The following is an 18,487-nucleotide window of genomic DNA, read 5'->3' on the forward strand; positions in this document are numbered from 1 at the left end:
CCTAACTGGCGACGATGATTCCAACTTCCATCCCCGCCGGTACATATTCGTTAAGGCGAGCATCGAGGTTCGTAAGGCGCTGAGGATGATACAGGTCGTGTAAGACGCCCATTTCACCTTCATCATCAGCGCCACGCACGATTTCTTGTGGGCAGAATGCTGAGAGTTGGCAGTACGCTGCATCGCCATATTGTCGGCTGTTGAAGGACGGTCGGATATGGCTCCGCACTGCCTCGATTTCGTCGGGAGTAGGCCTTCGCTTCAGCTGTACTCCGAGTCGCCTTTCCACATCCTGCATCGCAAGATCCGGCTGGCACTGACGACGATTCGGTGTACGCGATTCCGGAGCCACATAACAAAACCGCATCTCCCCTCGTTGACGACGATCGACATGGACCAAACCGGTAAAGATCGTATTGACAGCGGAATCGATTGCATGCGCTTGCACCTGCCCCAATATTGTGCTGCGCTCGATGGATAGGACAGCATGGGCGACATCATGATTCGAGGCACCCACAGCTGTCGCTCCATCACTGCCGGAGTCGATGATGCTATTGATCACGCGAATTTGGAGCGGCTCCGTTCGTACCTCATTCTGCAATACGTGTAGCGGTCCAACGATAGAAGACTCAATCACAACCTTCCATCCGATGCGCGTCAGCTCTAAACTCGGTGATGCGTCTGCTCCCTTGCCAGACACAAGGGTGCAATGCCGGAGCAAAATCTCGGCTTGCGTGTTTTGTTCCTCAGGCGCCCCCTTCAGTACCAGGCTGCCGTCTATCAGAAGCCCATCGAGCAACAACCTGCTCCCAGAATGTACCGTGACATCAAACGTCCCATGGATGACGGGACGGACAGCATTCGCGGCGCGCAAATGCAGGATTTGGTTTGCTTTTAGGCTCAAGGAAACCCGCCCTTCGGGTATGTCAAACCATCCACTCCTAACAACCTCGATCACGGCGTGAGATGGCTGGTCTCTTCCCCATTGTTGGAACGCAGTAATCAAATCTTGTCCGCTGTCAACCTTGTAGAGAGTCGGGCTCGATTCTGTTGTCCCTGTCTTCCCCACCACTTGCAACATCGGGCGATCATATTCACCACCACCGATATCGGCGCTGAATCCATAATGATAGGAAACTCGCACCATTTTCGGAGGTTGGGCGAAGAAGAGCCGTCCGAGCTGAGGGTCCACTGCAACCCAAGATCGATTACCGTTGAACGAACAACTCCACCTACTCAGATCTGTGGGCACAATATCCTTCAAGTCGAGAGGTTCCTCGGCATCGTCGATCCAAATACAAAAACTCTTGCCTTCTCCGTAGTAGTCAGCCAACCGATCCCTGAGCGCACGCCGGCGAATCGGTACCGGCAGGTTTATTTCGTCCGTGATGTGGGTTGGCGCTGGCTCTTCCACAGGCAAGGTATACAAGGGAACATCATGACCAAACGCATCGAACCGATATTGTCCTTGTTCTAGGTTGTCAGCAGAGGCCTGTGTTGGCCCGACTGAATAGGCCTTCAACCGCCAGACAAAAACACCGACGTGAGTCGGATTGTACAGGCCTTGTGAGCGACGGGAACCAAGGCGACGGACATCGACCGTATGGGGCGTTTCATCGAACGGTGTGTTCAGCCGGTCAATGTCATCTCCGAGCCGGAGATCCACCAGGTAATTGTTGGGCATCACCTGGTGTTTCAGTCCATAGCTTCCGGCAACAAGTCGGTAGAACTCAACCGCCCGTGCCGCCCATCCTGCAATATCATTGGCGAGGGACTCCAACAGCGCGAGGGATCCTTTCCGGCGCCGATAGCGCAGCGTATTGGCAACTTCGCGTCGTGAGACGAACACCATGTCCTGCGTACTTTGACGCTCATAGTCGACAAAGCCGCGCTCTCGTACTTCTGGCGCGGGCCGATAACCCACTAAGTCGCTCAGATAGGGCACCGCCCAGTCATCACAGGTCTCGATGAACCAGTTCTCATACAGACGCTCAATGTCTTGCTCGACGATGGCGACCTGCTCAGCGATCACGCTCACCAGGGCTCTTAATGGCCCACCGGTTTCTTCGTCGCGCTGACGGTGCACGACCGGCAATAATGCATAGACCCGATCATCAGCCTCACTCATGTCAACCTCTCGTTCAGAACAATCGCATTCGGCACCGCGGAAGGGATATAGGCCAACTGTGCGGGACGAACTTTCCCATTCACGATCGCGGCGACATTCACAGGAATACGTGGTTGTGGATGGCCCTCCGTCGTCTTTGCTTCAATAATCTTTTTGGCCTCCCGATCGATCTCAGGAAAGGTCAATGGGCGCCGCAGTCTTCCTTCGCCTTGCATCTGGGAAACACTTTCAAATACATCGACATCGACGTACTGCACGCCGCGCACCTTCTGGATCGTCGTGATCACCTCGCTGAGAAATGCGTCTTGGCCCAAGGTGCGTTTCTCAAAACTGAACTGTGAGAGCAAGGTTGCACGGACATTCTGCTCAACGTCGCCCCATTGGTAGTCTGGGTGCACAACAATCTTGGCCGACAGGATGAGGACAAGCAACTCTCGCGACGAGACAGAAAACTGGTGATGGGGATCCCCGTACCGCCGCAACGCGTCGATCAGGTGTGTATAGAGATCGGAGTTTCCGTCAATCGGACCGTCATCGATTCCGGCAATCGTCAGATGAATGAATTGTTGCCGCCCATGACGCAACAACTCGACCAGTGCTGTGCCGATCCCGGCAAAGCTGCGGGCAAAATCTTCGTAGTCTTGGACCGATACCACACGATCAAACGCCATCACCCCTAGCGAGGCATTGTCCCGCATGAGATCGGCGCTCTTGCTGTCGGGTTCAGCTCCTCCGGACGCCCGCATGGGATTGTCCACTGCTTTCACGCCGAGCGGGCGTGTCATGAGAACTCGAACCCGTTCGGCTTCGACATTCCCGCCGCTGCCGATTCCCATCCGATACTCGGCTTTCACATTCTCTGTGCCGGTTGGGAGCCGCGCTCCATTCGTGCCGTCACCAAAGACAATGGTCGTCTTCTGTTCATCGTCTGTCTGCGCCACAAACGCGCGGTCACTGGGGCCGAGATCGGTCAAGCGCTCAGCTTCGTGCCAACGAACGTCATTCACATAGACTCTCAAGGAACTCGCACTGCCTGAGGGTGTGGAGGCTGCCGTATAGGTCAGGGGTTTCTGAGATAACGAGAAACGTTGCAGGGTTTTGCTGGCGTCGCCGCTCCCAAGCACTTCCTTGCGAGTCTCACCGTGAGTCGCGCGTACGACATTGCCGGAGATTTCGACCGTCTCCCGTTTGTAGCGGTATTGTAAATCGGTCGGGAGAACAAGGGTGGTATGAACGGGGTCACCCGGTACAGGCGCTAGACGTTTCTCCTTCCCCTCACTCTGCAGCAAGGTCGACCATCCATGCTGAACATCAGACAGCTGCACGAGCTCACTCCGCTTCACCCCTTGTATCTTGACCTCGCTCTGTAGTTTGTCCTTGAGTCCAATTTCATCCGGCGTTTGACTGGTATCTTCCTCCTGACCGGAAACGATCAGCCAGCGGCCGGGCTTCAGTTCAGCCACATAGCCATCGAGTTCAATCCGCTTACTATCTTCTCCCCCAATCGGAGCGACGTAGGGCTCGGCAGCCAGAGGGAGTTCCTCACTCTGCCCATAGATGACTGTTTCACGAAGAACCTCAAACCCATCTTCTTCTTGGAACCATGGATTGCCCCCAGTCGCAGAAGGCAACACCATCCGACTGCTTTTCCCAGTGATCCCATACGCAGCACGCGAAATCCCGGCATCGACAGTGTCGACGGGAGTGACCAGTACACGTTCCTGTGCGCTGTATTCGAGCATCACCCAACTCTTCGGCGCGATCTTGTCATAGCTCGCATCCAGATAAACTGCGTTTTTTGTCTTCTCCTCTCGTTCAATGTCCCATTCCTCGAAACACATCACATTTTTATTGTTCAACCCTTTTGCTTTCTTTGGCGCGTTATGACCAAAGAGCGACGCCTTCACTCGAAACGCATACACCGTCACCGGATTATTATCCTCGACGCTCATGGTCGGCAGGCGGTCGGACAATGCCGTGTCCTTTGGCCAAGGAATATTTGCCAGTACGTCATAGACAAGGTTGGAAGGTAGACGTTGTGCGTACTGTGTTTCTGGGGTCGGAATCTGAGAGGTTCCGTCCTCTTTCTCCCCTTCTGTTCCCCCACGGTCCTTCTTGATCGTCGCGTTGAGCGTCGAGACGACTTTCGCGAGCCGGTCATGCATCGCCCCCGCTCGGCTTCGTTTCAGGATGCCCTCAAGTGTCTCAATGTTCTTTGAGATTCGCGTTAAACGTTCCCCTGGAGACGCGTTCGCGACCGTCTCTTGTTTCACGATTTCGAGTATCTTTCGTATGGTCTTTTCAGCTTGGATTTCCTGTTTGCCTTTTTCAGGAGGGTTCGGGATGAGTGGATCAACCGCTTTTTCTATAGCCCTCAACTGTGAGATAGGCTGCAAAGTCACCATGGTTCGCTTATTGAGGATATCCGGCTCGTGAACCATGGAGATTCGTCGAAAGTATTGCTTGGCTGGATTGGGGAAGACGAACAACAAGAAATCGTTGGTTTTCAACCCGGTGGCGATGCCATCGAAATACAAACTCTCCAGTTTATTTTCTACATCTTCTGGAGTGATTCTTTGTGGGCGAGTCAGACGTGGCTTCAGGTTGTTCCAACTCGATCGTGCTTCGAGCTCGTCCGCGGTTTCAAACGTTTGCGGCAGCTCTCCAGGGCCTGGAATAGTTTGGACGCGCGCACCGAGAGGAATGGTGACGGAAGGCTCCTTCCCAGGCTGCGCGGTAAGATTTGTATCGAGCGTATACGCAAGATACACGCTCGCTGCCACACCGGGACGTGGCACGTACCCCACAAGTCGAGCCAACTCAACACGGGAACGATGTTCTTTCGCGGTTCGAAGATACCCTTCGTTGGCGATCCGCTCTTGATAGAACGTCAGCACATCAGCGACAGTGGCCCACGCGTCGAGGAGTGCAATGGCCGGATCGTCGTTGGTGTCTGAGGTCAGTCTGCCGAGCAGCGGGAACCCCCGACGAGAGAGCGCGGCTTTCATACTCGCAAGAAACGCCGAGTGCGTACCGACTCGATACCGCAGGCTGTTCAATCCCGACCGGTTGCTCACCGAGAGTGGGGTCAATGTCTCAGCAGGTTCCCAACAATCTTTGGGTTCTGTCATCGTCCACCTGTAATCGTCAATGCCAGTCTCCCCAGCTCCGGACGATTTGGATCATTGTCTAAACGAGCGACTTCGAAGGGACCAATCGGTAACACCCCGTCTTCGATCTCTCTGGCCGGCGGGTAAAACAAGCGGCACAGTCGGGTCACTTCGACGCTGAGGACACCGGGCACGGCCTGGGCCGTAGCCACGAGGCGGCTGAGATAGATACTGTCGCCGAACGTGAGAAGATCGGGATGAAAGAATCCTTTTGGTCCATCAGGACGTACCCCGGTTCCGAGCGCAGCACGGAGCTCTTGGAGCACGTGGTCCCGGAGTTGGTGCGCATGAATCGTCACGGTCAGCGCAATCTCCAACGGCACATAGTGGGCAGGCAGCACGACCACCTCATGACCGATGCGTCGATAAGCGTGCAGATCTCTGGCTAGTTCATCGCGTAGCCCATCCTCAAGCACAAAGCCGTGCAGCGGGTCGATAAACACGCGAACTTCATACCAACCATGCGCCGAGCGTAGTTCAGCCGCAGCGCGCTGCACCTTCGGGTTCCGTTTCGCCAGATGCACATAGTCTTCGGCAACCACGGCTCGCTCGATATGAGATCGAAGACTTGCCGGTGCCTTCAGTTTGGCCGTGGCAATCGGTTCAGGGTCGGAGCCTCCCTGTGCCGGAAGAGGATTTCGTACCCGGAGAACACTCGAGCCAGAAACAACGGTGGAACGATACACTAGATGAGAAATCGCTTCGGCGACAACATTCCCTTTCGCTCCATTTCCGACTCTATAGGTTGCCCTCAGGGCAACACTCGGTTGCACAGGCCGTCCAAGGTCGCCGTTACCGAACCGCAGATGGGCGATCTCTCGGTCATCGACCTCAACGACCACATGTCGATCCTCTCGCCGGCTGTTCAGCAAGTCGCGTCGTGGTCTCCACTCCTTCTCATCTTGATTCTTGCTTTCTTGTCCCTCCCCTTCCTGTTCTTTGCCTTCTTGTTCCTTCCCTTCGTGCTCCTCCCTGACCGTGAGGAACGGCAGCGCCTCACCTACATCTTGCCGTATCGCCTGCTGTGCGGAGCCATACAGGCGCGGATTGGTCGGCTTCAGCCACTCTTCGTATTGCTGCCCAAACATGGCTCCCACCTCTTGAGCATCACGATCGGTCAGACAGTATCCAGAATACGCACGTTCACGCAGGGTGGTGAGACGGCGTATTTTCTGCGCGAAGGGAGATCTCTGCGAGAACATCACACTGCGAGATACGAAGGGCATCAGTAGCCGGCCTTCGCGAAGCAGGAGTTTCTTCAACGCTTTGCTCAGGTGGGCTTCGGCCCCTTCGCCCTGCAGGATGTCAAAATGGGCAAGGACCTCTTCCCCAAAAACCATCTTCAGGGTTTCAAACTCATCGGACAACAGGCTCAACTCATGTCGTTCTTGAGCGTCCCGTTCTCGCTTCTGCACGGCACGCCAAATCTCCACGACTCGAAGCCTGAGATCGCGGATGATCTGATCAAGAACCAGAGCTTGTGCCTGGGCGATCATTCTTCTCTCGGGAAATGGAACACCCTGAGTGACAGGGCTCTGGGTAAGGGCGGGATGAAACGGCGCCGCTTGCACGACCCTGTCCGCCGGCTGTCCTTCCCCTTCACACTCCGTCGGTTCGTCCTGTGCCGAGACAATCCAAGACTCCTTCCCAGTGACCGTACGCCCATGGTCCACGAGTACGACATTGCCCCGCGCAACCGTCACGTCCTCAATCAATTTGCAGCCTGGTGCGTCGCCGATTGCTGAAATCACGAGGGGAAAGGGAAGGGCATCCTCACGAGCCCATTCAATATGGACCACCGGCTGAGCATGCAGCTCATCACAACCAGGCGTCACCTTCGTCAACCGAACTGCGTGTCGATGATTAGGATCCGCATCAGCCATGTGACCTGTCCGAGGGCTTTTCACTTCTTCAAAGATCAGTACATCGCCCGCACGCAGTTGCTCCAGTGCCAGTTTGCGAGCTTCGCCACAATAGCCATCGTAAAGAGTGGCCGACGTCGCCCCGACAGGCAACACACAGACCCGGTTACCCCACGTATAGAAGAGGATACAATTGTGCTCCTTACGCAGCGCTCGATTCTCAAGAATCTCAAACACCTCGTATTGGCTTGAGGGCACCTCTCCCATATCTCTTCCAGACATGACGAAGTCGCGGCTGGTCATGGTCTGATTCGTGTCTGAAACAAAATAGACATCTGTGGGCTCGAGCGTCATATCGCCGGCCGTTTCAATACAGACCCAGCTGCGGGCATTACATCCATCGTGCAGCGAATAATCGATCAGCCGCAGATGACGGCGCACGGAAATGCGTTGCCGGGCTGTATTGAGATAGGCTTCGGTCGCTACGGCATCTTGGTAGTAGCTCAGTTGGTCGCCGATATAGGCCAGCACCTCAACAAGGGTCAGTCCCAAGTCGGGAACATGCCGCTCTTGCCATGCCGGCGCAACGATCGCAAGACGATCGAGAATCAGTTGGCGAAAACTCGCGTAGTCCTTGGCGAGGTAGTTGATCTCCGGTTCATCACGAGAGACCGGGGCTGCTTGGCTGGAAGAATACACTGATCTGGTCGGCGCCGCTCCGTAAAATGTGAAGTCCACTTTGGCATATCGAGCATCAAATCCTTTCAGCGGTTCCGTCCCGGGTCGGTTATACTCATCTGCTTCAACGACATGCAGCGTGTACGTCGAGGAGTCTCCCCGCATATTGGAGAAAACCCGCAAGACATCATCGCGCTTTTGGTCTTGGGTACGGACAGGCTTAACGTCCGTGACGACAATATTCTTGATGCGCACTCCCCCATCAATACGAATATTGGAGGCGGATACGTCACCAGTCAGCTTTCCCAAGAGATAGACGTCGAGCACACGACCGTCGTTGCTCACCTCGACGTAATCCAGCCCATTGAGATCCGCCTGACGCACCTCTTCACGCCGGCGATCGTCATGACACATTACTCCGGAATCCACGAGCTACACCTTTCGTAAAAACTGAGTCGTGCGACGCTCATTCGTACGCCGCACCAGGTACTGAATAAGGATGGTAAGCCTGCCTTCGTCGTTGTTCATCACTTCCAGCCGTTCGACCGCAATGAGATCGCCGAGCCACCGTTGCAAGCCGGCCTGAACGGTAAATTGAAGGGCTGTGGCAAGTTCGGAACTGTTCGGCGTAAAGATCATCTGCAGCAGGCCACTGCCGAAATCCGGCCGATTCGCCCGCTCGCCGGGGTTGGTAAACAGGAACTCTTCGATCATGTCGCGGATATGATCCGCCTCGCCGGTCGTTGCCGTACGACCGACCCGGTCGAAATGAAAGGGATAGTCGATATTCATCAATTCCCCCTGACACGCATCTGCGTCATAACAATATTGACTCCGGTCCCATTCGGTGCGCAGATCGCCTGGCTATCTTGCAATAACACCGGAATCCCCCCTGCCTTGACGCGCAAGGCCGCCGTCATCCACTGGGCCGTGACGCAGGGCACCGGCGACCCGCTGACATTAAACGGGCATCCAACCACCGTATGAGGGGCGGACTGAGTGACCACCATCTGTCCACTAACCTTCACCCGAGGGTTGGGAGCCGTCGCTTGGGCTTGCCCCGCATGGAGACAGAGCACCGTGGCACCCAGATGCAGAAGATACCCTGGCATTACGTCACCTCCAAGGCCCCGCTGTTAACAGACACTTGTGGACCGGTGAGCTTGATACTGGCATTCTGACCGTTGGTGATTTCGATCCCCGTCACATTCATCACGATCTTCATGCCCGCAGTCGTCTCAATGGTGACGCCCCCCGCACCGGTTATGTCGTTCAGCGTCATCGTCGCGACATCGGTCTTGAGCACCTTCATCTCGGCCACCGCAGGCGAGGCCGGCAACTCCCCCTGCGCCCAGAAACAGCCGGTCCAGATGGGATAGTCCGGATCGCCATGCTCAAACTCGATCCAGACGGACGCATCAGTGGGCGGAATAAGGAACAAGCCCACGTTCTTCCCGGCATAGGGTAACGCAGGGAGGGCCCACCCGCTTTCCTGTTCACCGAACACATCCTGCACCTTCGCTCGAATCCGTCCCAGCATCAGAGGGTCGCGATTGTCGGACACCACGCCTCGAAACTTTCCGTAAAACGGCGCGCCCTGGCCGCTCATGGCACCACCACCGAGGTCAAGGCGCCGCGTCCTTCACGCCGAAGCGAAAAACTCTGCTTGTACTCTCCACGCTTGATACGATGCGTGACTTCCTGAACGTAATAGGTGCCGTCGTAACTTTGGCCCACGCCCCGTACTCCGACCAGTTGCCGCGAACGCAAGGCGCGGCCGTAACGCACCGCATCCACTTCCCCTGTCGCGGTTACCGCATCCGACGATTGACTCGCCGAGGACAGCCCTCGCAGCGCTGCCTGGACCGGATTGAGATTTGCGGTATTTCTAGGCAACGTCTTCCGCAACGAGCCGGCAGGTTGCCGGGCCAAGGGTGGATGCAAGCCGCTGGGCAGCGGAATCGCGATCGATCGCTTGGTGATCGGATCGAGAATGGTGACCTGTGGTTCAGCCGGTCCCAGCGCATCGAAGCTGAACGTCATCGGCTGATCCACGTTCGTATCCCCTCCCATATTCATGGTGAGCGCCGGTTGCGGCAACCCCAATCGATTGTCGACTCCCCAATAGGCGTGGTTCACTCCTGGAATAGGGGTCGGCTCGATGTAGAACACAAACCCGTTGCGGCGAGCGAGTTCCTGGATGAAATCAAGATCGCTCCCCTGCTGCGAGGGAATCCGATCGACCTGAATCGGCACATCGGTCGTCGTCGTAACCTGAGGCACCAACCCCAGCGTCGGATAGTCGGCGATCAGCTTGTTGACGATGACCCAATCGGCCTGGTTGGGAAAGGTTTCGCTCTTCTCCTCCAGACTGAGTTTCAGGCTGATATCCTTCCCGAACACAGTCAAGGCGGACTCCCCCGGCCTATTGCTGGGAGCTATCTGGTGATTGGTGATGATGCCGTCGATCAACACTTGAGGCAGCGTTCCGATAAAGACCTGAATAATGACTCGGCTCGGCGGATCGAGCAGCCCGGTGAGCAAGAGTCCATAATCCAGAAGTGAATCCTTACCCAGGCTGAACGTCAGCTTGAACCCGTCGAAATCTTGATCGCGATTCGTGACTTCCACATCAACGAGCGCATCCATGACCGGATAGGGCGCCGGGGCCGGCACCGTCGGGCCGATGAGCAATTGCAGACGGGCACCAAGGCTCGGCATGGCTAAATGGCTCCCCCTTGAGGAAACGTGATCTGCAACCGGCGACCGATCGTGCTGGTCAATTCCTCAGGGTGCATCGCATTGTTGGCATCGCACAGACGCCAGAATTGTTCGGGATCGCCAAGGTACCGCGCCGTGATATTGTCCAATCGTTCCCCTTGCGTGACGACATGTTCTGCTACGATCGGCCTATTCGGGCTGACAGCTGGCACAAAACGGCGCCGCAGATACGCAATCTCCTTCCCATCCGCCGGTTCGTACTTCGCGATCTCGATACCGTAATAGCGACTGGTCGGAGGAAACATCATGCACCTCACCCTAGCTTGATGGACGCCGTGAGATTCTGAGCACTGTTCGCCACATTGGTGGTCGCCATGACTTCCTTCGCAATCTGATGCGCCAGGAAGAGCGAGTACCCGGGGTTCGAGATCTTCAGATCCACGTAACTCAGCACGGTCAACGTCAAGTCGACCTTGGCCCGGATGGGGTTGAGTAAGGGATCATATGCCTCTTCCGTAATGCTGAAGCCGGTGACACGCACAGGCAGCACCCGCGTCGCCCCCCACACAAACAACGTCAACGGAGCTTCCGGCGGAATGATCTCGATGTTGCCGGCCTGGGCCAAGATTGAGTTGGAAATGACGGTGGCGCTCTTGGGGTACAGCAGCATCTCCAGCGCCGCGAGCGGGGGCGAGATCCCCGACACAAGCGCGATCGGGTTGGCCTGTTCAAGTTGGTCCGTCGCATCCACCTCGATATTCAGCGTAATCGTTTCCTTCGGCGGACCGGTCAGGCGAAACGCTTCCGCTCGATCGCTTGTCTCTCCGCCACCAGTTGATCGCGCTTCCAGCCGACGGGTCATCGTGTCCGGGTTGTATTGAAACACCACCACGCTGGCGAGCGGATTAACGGCATCGACGCCGACAATGGCGCCTTTCATCAAACGAGGGGATCCCGGGAAGCTGCTCATCTGTCCCTCATGTCAACGTCCGTTCACTCCCTGCTCCGATTCGGACTCCGCCATTCCCACCCAAGACCCGTGCTCCTGCACATCATGCATTCGTTTCGTAGGGGCCTGTCTGACATTGCCGTTCGTGGCGAGGCGAAGCAGGCGCTGGCAGCTGCAAGGCCGCAGGTTGCGAAAAACCGCAGGCGTATTCGCTGGAATACGTTGAGGATTGTTCGCTGCCGAGAACGAAGCAGATGCCGGTGCATCCTTCGCCGCAGTAGAAAGGCCACTGTCGGACAGGCTCCTAGCATTGACCAGCCTCACGGCCTCGGCTATGCTAGGCCCAGTCATTCGAGGAACTCGGTCATGCCCAAAGTACTGCACCCTCATATCACCAGCGATCCAGCCGTCTGCGGCGGGAGTCCGCGTATTGATGGGACGCGCATCACGGTCCGAACAGTGGTCGTGTATGTGTTGCACCATGGAATGAGTCCCGAAGAACTGTTGGTCTCCTACCCTCATCTCAATCTCGCCTCCATCTACGATGCCCTGTCGTACTACTACGATAATCGTGAAGAGATCGACCGAGAAATCACCGACAATGATGCGCTCGACCCGACGACCCACCCCATCCGCTAGTCATCTCGAATTTCATGACCACCCATGAGACTGTATCTCGACGAACACGTTCCCCCTGTGTTGTGCGCCCTACTCGCTGAACACGGCATCGATTGTCTCTCGACACAAGCTGCTGGAAATCTCGGCTTATCGGATGACGAGCAACTGGCCTTTGCCGGCCATGAACAACGAACCATTTTGACGTTCGATCGAAAAGACTTCCTCCAGCTTGCCGCCCTGTGGCAAGAAACCGGTCGCTCTCATGCGGGCATTCTCCTTTCCAGAGAGGTTCCCTTGCCGGAGCTCCTTCGCCGCCTTCGTCGGTTCTTCAGACGACACCACGAGACCGACCTTACGAACCAGATCTTGTGGCTTCCCACTTCCAGAGAACCGGATTTGCCTTAGAAGACTCTGACACAGTTCTGCTGTGAACATTCCACCCAGAGTCTGCACCGCTTGCTCACGATCCCCTGTCAATTCTGCCCCAGTCATATGCCCCTTCCGCCCCAATCGACCCGACCCGCAAGTCGTTTTGCCCCTGCCTGACACCGACTATTCCGAGACAGTCCCCTTCCGCGTCCATGGCATTCTTGGCCACGGGAAAGGAACCTGCCCCCATTTCCTCACTCTAGTGTTGTCCTCGTCACTTGGGCACCTTGCCGGTGTGGTTGAAGGTCTCGAACCACTGATACACGCTTGGGTGGTTGCGGTGCAGCCACTCCGGATCGGTTTGCGAGATCGCAAACGCCTCGGCGAAGAATTCGGTGCCGGGCTTGTCTTCGGCGTAGTGGGTGAACGGCCGGATGCCCGCGTCCTTGACGAACTTGTCGAATGCCCGCTTGGCGCCACTCCTCGGCTCCATGATGTGGCCGAACTCGTGGGTGAAGAGCATGGCCTGCGGCACGTTCACGCCCTCGGGGCCGCCGCGGAAGGCCGATGCGTTGTCGCCCATTCCGCTGTCATACATCACCACCGTCTTGTTGGACCCGTTCCAGAACGTCTCCCCGCCGTAAGGTCCGATCGTCCCGTCTGCCTTGCGCTGATTCGCCTTGCGTCCGAGGCGCACGTAGTGCAGCAGCTTCAGGATGGTCTCGGTCAAGGTCTGCAGTGACAGCTCCGCCAGCCGCAATTCGTGGGGCGTGAAATCCTTGTTGTCGGCATCGGGCGTCTGCTTGTCGTTGAGCTTGTGCACGTTTCTCAGGCGCGTCTGCGTCGCCGCGCCGTCGATGACGGTGACCTTGTAGTTGGCTTGGTACCACGCGGGCGTTCCAGCATCGCTGCTCATGGCCTGGTTGGCCGAGTCGCGCACATCCTCCACCGTCGCGCCGGTCGGCTTGACGCCCGGATAGCGCTTGCCCAGCCAGGTCTTGAGCTTGGCCGGCTCGGAGGCATTCGCCTCGTAGTCGCGCACACGCGCGATGTCCATGCGCGAGGGGTCCAGCTTCTCGCTCGAACCCTTCTCGCCGACGCGCTCCACATCGACCTCGTTGTCGGGGCGGAAGCGAAGCGTGTAGAACACGTGCCTTTTCTTGCCGGTGATCGGCACCACCGCGTCGACTTCGGCGTTGCGCGTCCCGATGACGGTGAAGTAGTTCGCGATGACGTACTTGACCGACACCACCTCGTCTGAGGATACGCCAGCTACGTTCACGTAGCCCAGCGTGTCGCCTTTCTTTGGGTCCGGCTGGGACTGCGCGTTCTCCAGCAGCAGATCGCCGTAGTCGCGGTTACGGTAGTCTTCCACCGGTGTCACCTCGGCAGGCCGGCTACCGGGACGTAATTCGATGTTCAGTTCTCTGAGCGCGCCGCTCTTTTCCTTCTTGCCGCTGACCAGGAACAGAGTTTCGGTGGGCGAACCCTTCCCATCCCTGGGAACCGACCGCGTCACCACCAGTTGCTCGAACGAGCCGCTTTGCTGCTTGATCCAGTAGGCAATCTGCCGTCGTTCATCGCGGTGGTTGGCGAAGTAGCGGTCCGCGCTCTCGGGGAACCCCACGTCGCTGTTGAAGCTGAGCTGCGGCGCGATGTAACCCTTGGGCGGTTCGGCTGCCGTGTCAGTCACGCGGCCGACGTGTTCGCGCTGGAAGTTGATGTCCAGCCGGGTCTTGCCACCGGCCGTCGCTGGCGCGCTGATCACAAACTCATAGAGCAGCGCGCTCTTGCGCTGCGCGTTCGGCGGGATGGTGACAAGCTTCGATGTCGGCGGTGTCGCCGGACCCTGCGGAAACGCTTGCCACAGCGCTGCGTAGACCGCGTCGCGCTCCTCGGCGCTGCTGGTGAATCGGGCGGGGGAGTTGCTCAATTCGAACGCCGTCCAAGTGCGTTGCTCCCAGTAGTTGAGGCCGACCAAAGTGTCCATGCCCGCCTGCGTCACCGTGAAGGTGTTGGTCTCGAGCTGCGCCGTCGGCTGCGGCGCCAGCAGGCGACCGATGTACTCCTGCACGCCAGGGTCGATCACGCGGGCCCGATAGGCGCGCAGCTCGCCACGTGTCATCGAGTGCACCCGCATACTGATTTCGGGGTCGGAAAGGTCGTCCACCGTGATCTGGCCGGTGTCGAAGCGATAGTTGGTCCGTGCGGGAAACAGCGGGCCCCGCTGGATGCCGATATTCGCGCCCGACTGCTGCACGACATGCGTCAACTCATGCGCGATTAACCGCCACCCCTCCCGCGTACCCGGCGCAAAACGTCCCGTACCGAGCACAATGTTGTGACCCACCGTATACGCATTGGCATGCACCTCCCGCGCCGATTGCTCGGCCGCATCGCCAGAATGTACGCGCACCTGCGAAAAGTCGTGGCCTAAGCGCTGCTCCATGTTCTGCTGTAACGCTGGCTCTAAAGGCCTGCCGGAACTCGTGAGGACACGGTCTACGCTGGGAGGCGTCGGATCGGCTTGACTATTCGCTTGACCCGTGTATCGTTGGATATGAGGCGGAATGGGTTTGACGGTGGATGGTGCTGGCCCCGCCATTACCTGCTCGGCAATCCGATCCGCTTCCTGTTCTAGCGGATCGTTGCTGGCCCCAATCGTAAGTTTCCGCTGGAGACCGCTCTTCTTCGCACAGTCCGCACACTGCCCTTCACCCATCGTGTGCGTCCCACAGGCACATTTGCGTTGAAGGATTCCTCTTGGCACAGGCGTGAAGGAGGGCGTTGGCGTGGTTTGCACCTGTGTTTGAAATTGCGTATTCATCAACTCAATCCTTCATTCGCAGCGTACACTCAGGGAGTTCGACTCTGCCCCTCATTCGTTTGGGGCCGCCCGCGTCGTTACCCGCAAAGGAAGTGACATGGCCATTCACGATGACCATAAGATTTCCGACCCCTTTGATTTCTCCTGAACTCTGACCTGTCTCCCTTTCCCGAGCGTTATGTTCTTTGAAGCGCAATATCGATCTCTCGACGAACGCTCTTCATCTCACTAGAAATAGACAATCGGATTCGCTCAAGTAACATACGCGCCTCTAATCCTTTTATTTCTCCTAGCGCGCAGGCCAATCGAATATGCTCGTCTTCTGTCAGTTCAGCACTATTTAAAAGAGTTCTAAGCCAGTAAATACCTTCTTGTCTTCGCAAGGCGCCAATAACTTCGATAAGTGTTGGCCGCGCCCGATCATTCACCAGCAGCGGCCCTACTCTTTCTAGAAAGCTAGAAGGGTCACGCTGCCCCAAAAGCGTCAGGACTTCTGAAATCTCTAATTCGAAATCGTCCCTAGTCGCTGGAAGGAGCTCTGCTACATCTGGAGGGTGCATGAGAACCTCCAAGAGCAATCCAGCGATGTCGCTGTCCGTCACAGCTAACCATTTATCCCTTCGCCTTATCCGTTCCTCAAGAGATTCGAGTGGCCCAAGCGGGCCTGAAAAACCTGCCAATTGCTTAATTACTTCACCTCTGGTCATTCTATTGCGACCCCTTCATCCTCCAGCACCAGTTCGTAAATCGTGCGAGTTATCTTAGATCCAACCCAGTATCCAATAGCGCCTGTGACAAGGGTTCCCACTCCATGAGCCGCCCATGCCCAAGGACCGGCAACATCGGCAGGAGCAAACCAAGCAGCAAAAGCGGTTCCGGCTGCGGTTGCACCGGCCCATCCACCAGCCGATTCAATTACTGCTCTAGTCTTATTTTTTGCGTGATAGATTTTATAAACATCTGCGGCTATAGCGACAACGATCATAACTCGACCACCATAATGGAACACACCACGAACGCGCCCTGCCCATTTCAATTTTTTGGCCATCGCTTCTGCCGCTTCAACAATGACAGGCTCAGCACTAACACCCTGCTTGCTCAGTGATTCCATCAACTTTGGAATGCCACCTTTAACCTGCACCTTAGCCGGATCAGCAACAACTCCAAACTTTCCGGGAGTTTTCGAGAACCTGCTCCCCTCCTTAAAGACAACTTCTCCCACCTTGCCGGTTGATGCCCGAACTCGCTCACCGACTCGATCCCACATTCTTGATTCAGCAAATCGCTTTTGAAACCTTGTGAGGCTTTTCATGAGGCGATTACTTAGCTTGGCAGTCTTATCCAATCCGAAGTTTTCACGAAATTTTGCCTCTGCCTCTGCCGCCGTCGACTTGCTTTCTTGTTCAAGAATCTCTGTTAACTCGTTTTCCCCAAATACAACAACATCTTTTGTTTTTAAGATTTCAACTTCTATGTTGATGTTCTTAGCTGGATCTATACCCACATAGGGTGAACCTTCAGTAACAACCCATGACGAACCACCTTTACCAAGCTCAGGTCGAAATGGGGGTTCCCCTTTCGAGACGTTGTCGAGAATCTTGAGTGCAACATCGGGAGTGACTTCTGTGTTTGCAGGAACACTTGGTTTAATGCCTCTGGGTACGGCAGTTCCAAATCCTTGCTCTTCACGCCGATCAATTTCATCTTCTATGGCATTGCGGCGTTCAGGATTACCACTTAATGCAAGTTGTACGGCATCCGGATATTCCTGTCCTAGTTCTTGATTTGACAATTCTCCAACAGGACGACGGGAGGTGTAGCGGAGGAAGTCGAACCGCCCTGTCTCCGTCCGACCGAACTCGATCTCGGATTTTCTGCCCGGTCCCATGAGGATCATCTCGAGGAGGGGTGTGAGGTGTTCCTTTGCAATCTCGCTCGCCGAAATGGGTACCGTTCCAGCCGGTCGGGTGTCAGCACGCTTTCTCTTCTGAAAACCCGGTATAAGCTCTTTGCCAGTATGCTCAATCGTGATCGTCATTGAGTCATAACCCTGACGATCCGCGGCAGCAATCTCTTCGCTCATGGATCGTACGATGGTTCGCGCCTGTCGTCGCAGTCTGGCTTCTACCGTCTCGCCAGGCGTCGGTTGCTCAGCAACATCCGGGGAGGCGTGTTCCTGGTCCTGGAGTCGATCGCCAGGTTCGTCCTGCACCAAAGGCCGGGCGGGTTCTATCAGCTCAATCGCAGCTACCACCGAACTCTCGGGATAGTAAGACACTTTAACAGCAACCTTGACCCTGCCTCCCACTTTGACCGCGTGGTCTCGGGCAAGCATAAAGTGGATTCTTTCGGCAACACCGCTGAACATTGACTGGAACAGCGCAGATTCAGGAATACCCGTCTCTTTGCTGATTCGGGCAACGAGCCGATGGCCAAGCTCCGTCGAATCATCGACGTAGCGGACTGTCACCGTCACCTCATGCGTGCCAACCACCGCCCTCCTTCCCTTGCGCTGCACAGCCAGCGTATTGCCTGGGGTATAGGACTGCTGCGCCACGTGTGCCAGCTCATGGGCGATTAACCGATCACCGTCATAGGTGTTTGGCGCGAACCGACCCGCACCAAACACAATGTTGTGGCCTACCGTATAGGCATGCGCATTGACGTCTCGTGCCGATTGCTCGTCATTCGTATCGGCATGCACCCGCACCTGCGAAAAGTCGTGGCCAAAGCGCAGTTCGAAAAAAGCACGAGTGGCCACATCGAGCGGGAAACCTGGTGAATTCAGCACGTCGTGGACGATCGGTGGAACCTCAGCTAACCCTGTTGTACCGATGGAGGCTTGTCGCTGCACCAGGGGTTGCGTCATTCCATTCTTTTGCCTCTTGCTCACGTCCGCTGGCGACATTCGCATTACCTGCTCCGCCACGCGATCAGCTTCTTGTTCATAGACATCGCCCGGTTCGCTGATCGCCAACTTGGTTTGCAGCGGCCTACCACCGACACCAATTTTCTTATTCTGACACTCCGCGCACTGCCCTCCACCCATCGTGTGCGTACCGCAGGCACACTGGCGTTGGAGAAGGCCACCTGAACTCGACCGAGCTCCCTGACTTCTCCCCGTTTCGACCTGTACACCAGTCCGTTCCATTCCCGCTCTTCCCT

At 56.5% G+C, this 18,487-nt stretch carries 14 protein-coding genes; 1 reads left to right on the forward strand and 13 read right to left on the reverse strand.

Features of this window, described 5'->3' with window-relative positions; translation table 11 throughout:
* Position 1: 1 nt before the first annotated feature.
* The 9 genes from P0119_19275 to P0119_19315 are packed head-to-tail and all read right to left on the reverse strand — an operon-like array spanning position 2 to position 11,529.
* Entirely contained in the window at positions 2-2,128 is a 2,127-nt protein-coding gene (locus P0119_19275) for a hypothetical protein (GenBank protein MDF0668192.1), read from the reverse strand.
* A complete protein-coding gene (locus P0119_19280; GenBank protein MDF0668193.1) occupies positions 2,125-5,259 on the reverse strand; it encodes a putative baseplate assembly protein in 3,135 nt (1,044 codons plus the stop codon). Before P0119_19280 ends, P0119_19275 begins: the two co-directional genes overlap by 4 nt.
* Positions 5,256-8,267, reverse strand: a complete 3,012-nt coding sequence (locus P0119_19285; protein ID MDF0668194.1) for a putative baseplate assembly protein — start codon at positions 8,265-8,267, stop codon at positions 5,256-5,258. Before P0119_19285 ends, P0119_19280 begins: the two co-directional genes overlap by 4 nt.
* Positions 8,268-8,270: 3 nt before the next feature.
* Positions 8,271-8,630: a GPW/gp25 family protein gene (locus P0119_19290; protein ID MDF0668195.1), complete on the reverse strand. Its 360-nt coding sequence runs from the start codon at positions 8,628-8,630 to the stop codon at positions 8,271-8,273.
* Entirely contained in the window at positions 8,630-8,950 is a 321-nt protein-coding gene (locus tag P0119_19295) for a hypothetical protein (GenBank protein MDF0668196.1), read from the reverse strand. Before P0119_19295 ends, P0119_19290 begins: the two co-directional genes overlap by 1 nt.
* Entirely contained in the window at positions 8,950-9,447 is a 498-nt protein-coding gene (locus tag P0119_19300) for a phage baseplate assembly protein V (protein ID MDF0668197.1), read from the reverse strand. Before P0119_19300 ends, P0119_19295 begins: the two co-directional genes overlap by 1 nt.
* A complete protein-coding gene (locus P0119_19305; GenBank protein MDF0668198.1) occupies positions 9,444-10,559 on the reverse strand; it encodes a hypothetical protein in 1,116 nt (371 codons plus the stop codon). Before P0119_19305 ends, P0119_19300 begins: the two co-directional genes overlap by 4 nt.
* 2 nt (positions 10,560-10,561) lie before the next feature.
* On the reverse strand, positions 10,562-10,867 hold the full coding sequence (locus tag P0119_19310) for a LysM domain-containing protein (protein MDF0668199.1): 306 nt from the start codon (positions 10,865-10,867) through the stop codon (positions 10,562-10,564).
* A gap of 5 nt (positions 10,868-10,872) precedes the next feature.
* Entirely contained in the window at positions 10,873-11,529 is a 657-nt protein-coding gene (locus tag P0119_19315; protein ID MDF0668200.1) for a hypothetical protein, read from the reverse strand.
* Between the two features lie 345 nt (positions 11,530-11,874).
* Between P0119_19315 and P0119_19320 the strand changes: the two genes are divergently transcribed.
* Positions 11,875-12,147, forward strand: coding sequence for a DUF433 domain-containing protein (locus tag P0119_19320; GenBank protein ID MDF0668201.1), 273 nt, complete (start codon positions 11,875-11,877; stop codon positions 12,145-12,147).
* A gap of 126 nt (positions 12,148-12,273) precedes the next feature.
* On the opposite strand, the gene P0119_19325 is transcribed toward P0119_19320, so the two are convergent.
* From P0119_19325 to P0119_19340, 4 genes are all read right to left on the reverse strand, one after another.
* On the reverse strand, positions 12,274-12,618 hold the full coding sequence (locus P0119_19325; protein MDF0668202.1) for a hypothetical protein: 345 nt from the start codon (positions 12,616-12,618) through the stop codon (positions 12,274-12,276).
* Positions 12,619-12,769: 151 nt separating this feature from the next.
* Complete coding sequence (locus P0119_19330) at positions 12,770-15,100, reverse strand: DUF4157 domain-containing protein (GenBank protein MDF0668203.1); 2,331 nt, start codon at positions 15,098-15,100, stop codon at positions 12,770-12,772.
* 398 nt (positions 15,101-15,498) lie between these two features.
* The gene (locus P0119_19335) at positions 15,499-16,029 is read right to left on the reverse strand and encodes a hypothetical protein (protein MDF0668204.1); all 531 of its coding nucleotides are present in this window, start codon (positions 16,027-16,029) and stop codon (positions 15,499-15,501) included.
* Positions 16,026-18,371, reverse strand: a complete 2,346-nt coding sequence (locus P0119_19340) for a DUF4157 domain-containing protein (GenBank protein ID MDF0668205.1) — start codon at positions 18,369-18,371, stop codon at positions 16,026-16,028. Before P0119_19340 ends, P0119_19335 begins: the two co-directional genes overlap by 4 nt.
* Positions 18,372-18,487: the final 116 nt, after the last annotated feature.

The sequence above is a fragment of the Nitrospira sp. genome, from assembly GCA_029194665.1.
Taxonomy (GTDB): Bacteria; Nitrospirota; Nitrospiria; order Nitrospirales; family Nitrospiraceae; genus Nitrospira_D.

Excerpts from the sequence above, each read along its gene's own strand:
- P0119_19320 (MDF0668201.1), top strand. The coding sequence starts at position 11,875 with ATGCCCAAAGTACTGCACCCTCATATCACCAGCGATCCAGCCGTCTGC.
- P0119_19335 (MDF0668204.1), bottom strand. The coding sequence starts at position 16,029 with ATGACCAGAGGTGAAGTAATTAAGCAATTGGCAGGTTTTTCAGGCCCG.
- P0119_19305 (MDF0668198.1), bottom strand. The coding sequence starts at position 10,559 with ATGCCGAGCCTTGGTGCCCGTCTGCAATTGCTCATCGGCCCGACGGTG.
- P0119_19295 (MDF0668196.1), bottom strand. The coding sequence starts at position 8,950 with ATGCCAGGGTATCTTCTGCATCTGGGTGCCACGGTGCTCTGTCTCCAT.
- P0119_19330 (MDF0668203.1), bottom strand. The coding sequence starts at position 15,100 with ATGGCGGGGCCAGCACCATCCACCGTCAAACCCATTCCGCCTCATATC.
- P0119_19325 (MDF0668202.1), bottom strand. The coding sequence starts at position 12,618 with ATGACTGGGGCAGAATTGACAGGGGATCGTGAGCAAGCGGTGCAGACT.
- P0119_19280 (MDF0668193.1), bottom strand. The coding sequence starts at position 5,259 with ATGACAGAACCCAAAGATTGTTGGGAACCTGCTGAGACATTGACCCCA.
- P0119_19340 (MDF0668205.1), bottom strand. The coding sequence starts at position 18,371 with ATGGGTGGAGGGCAGTGCGCGGAGTGTCAGAATAAGAAAATTGGTGTC.
- P0119_19290 (MDF0668195.1), bottom strand. The coding sequence starts at position 8,630 with ATGAATATCGACTATCCCTTTCATTTCGACCGGGTCGGTCGTACGGCA.
- P0119_19315 (MDF0668200.1), bottom strand. The coding sequence starts at position 11,529 with ATGAGCAGCTTCCCGGGATCCCCTCGTTTGATGAAAGGCGCCATTGTC.
- P0119_19310 (MDF0668199.1), bottom strand. The coding sequence starts at position 10,867 with ATGATGTTTCCTCCGACCAGTCGCTATTACGGTATCGAGATCGCGAAG.
- P0119_19300 (MDF0668197.1), bottom strand. The coding sequence starts at position 9,447 with ATGAGCGGCCAGGGCGCGCCGTTTTACGGAAAGTTTCGAGGCGTGGTG.
- P0119_19275 (MDF0668192.1), bottom strand. The coding sequence starts at position 2,128 with ATGAGTGAGGCTGATGATCGGGTCTATGCATTATTGCCGGTCGTGCAC.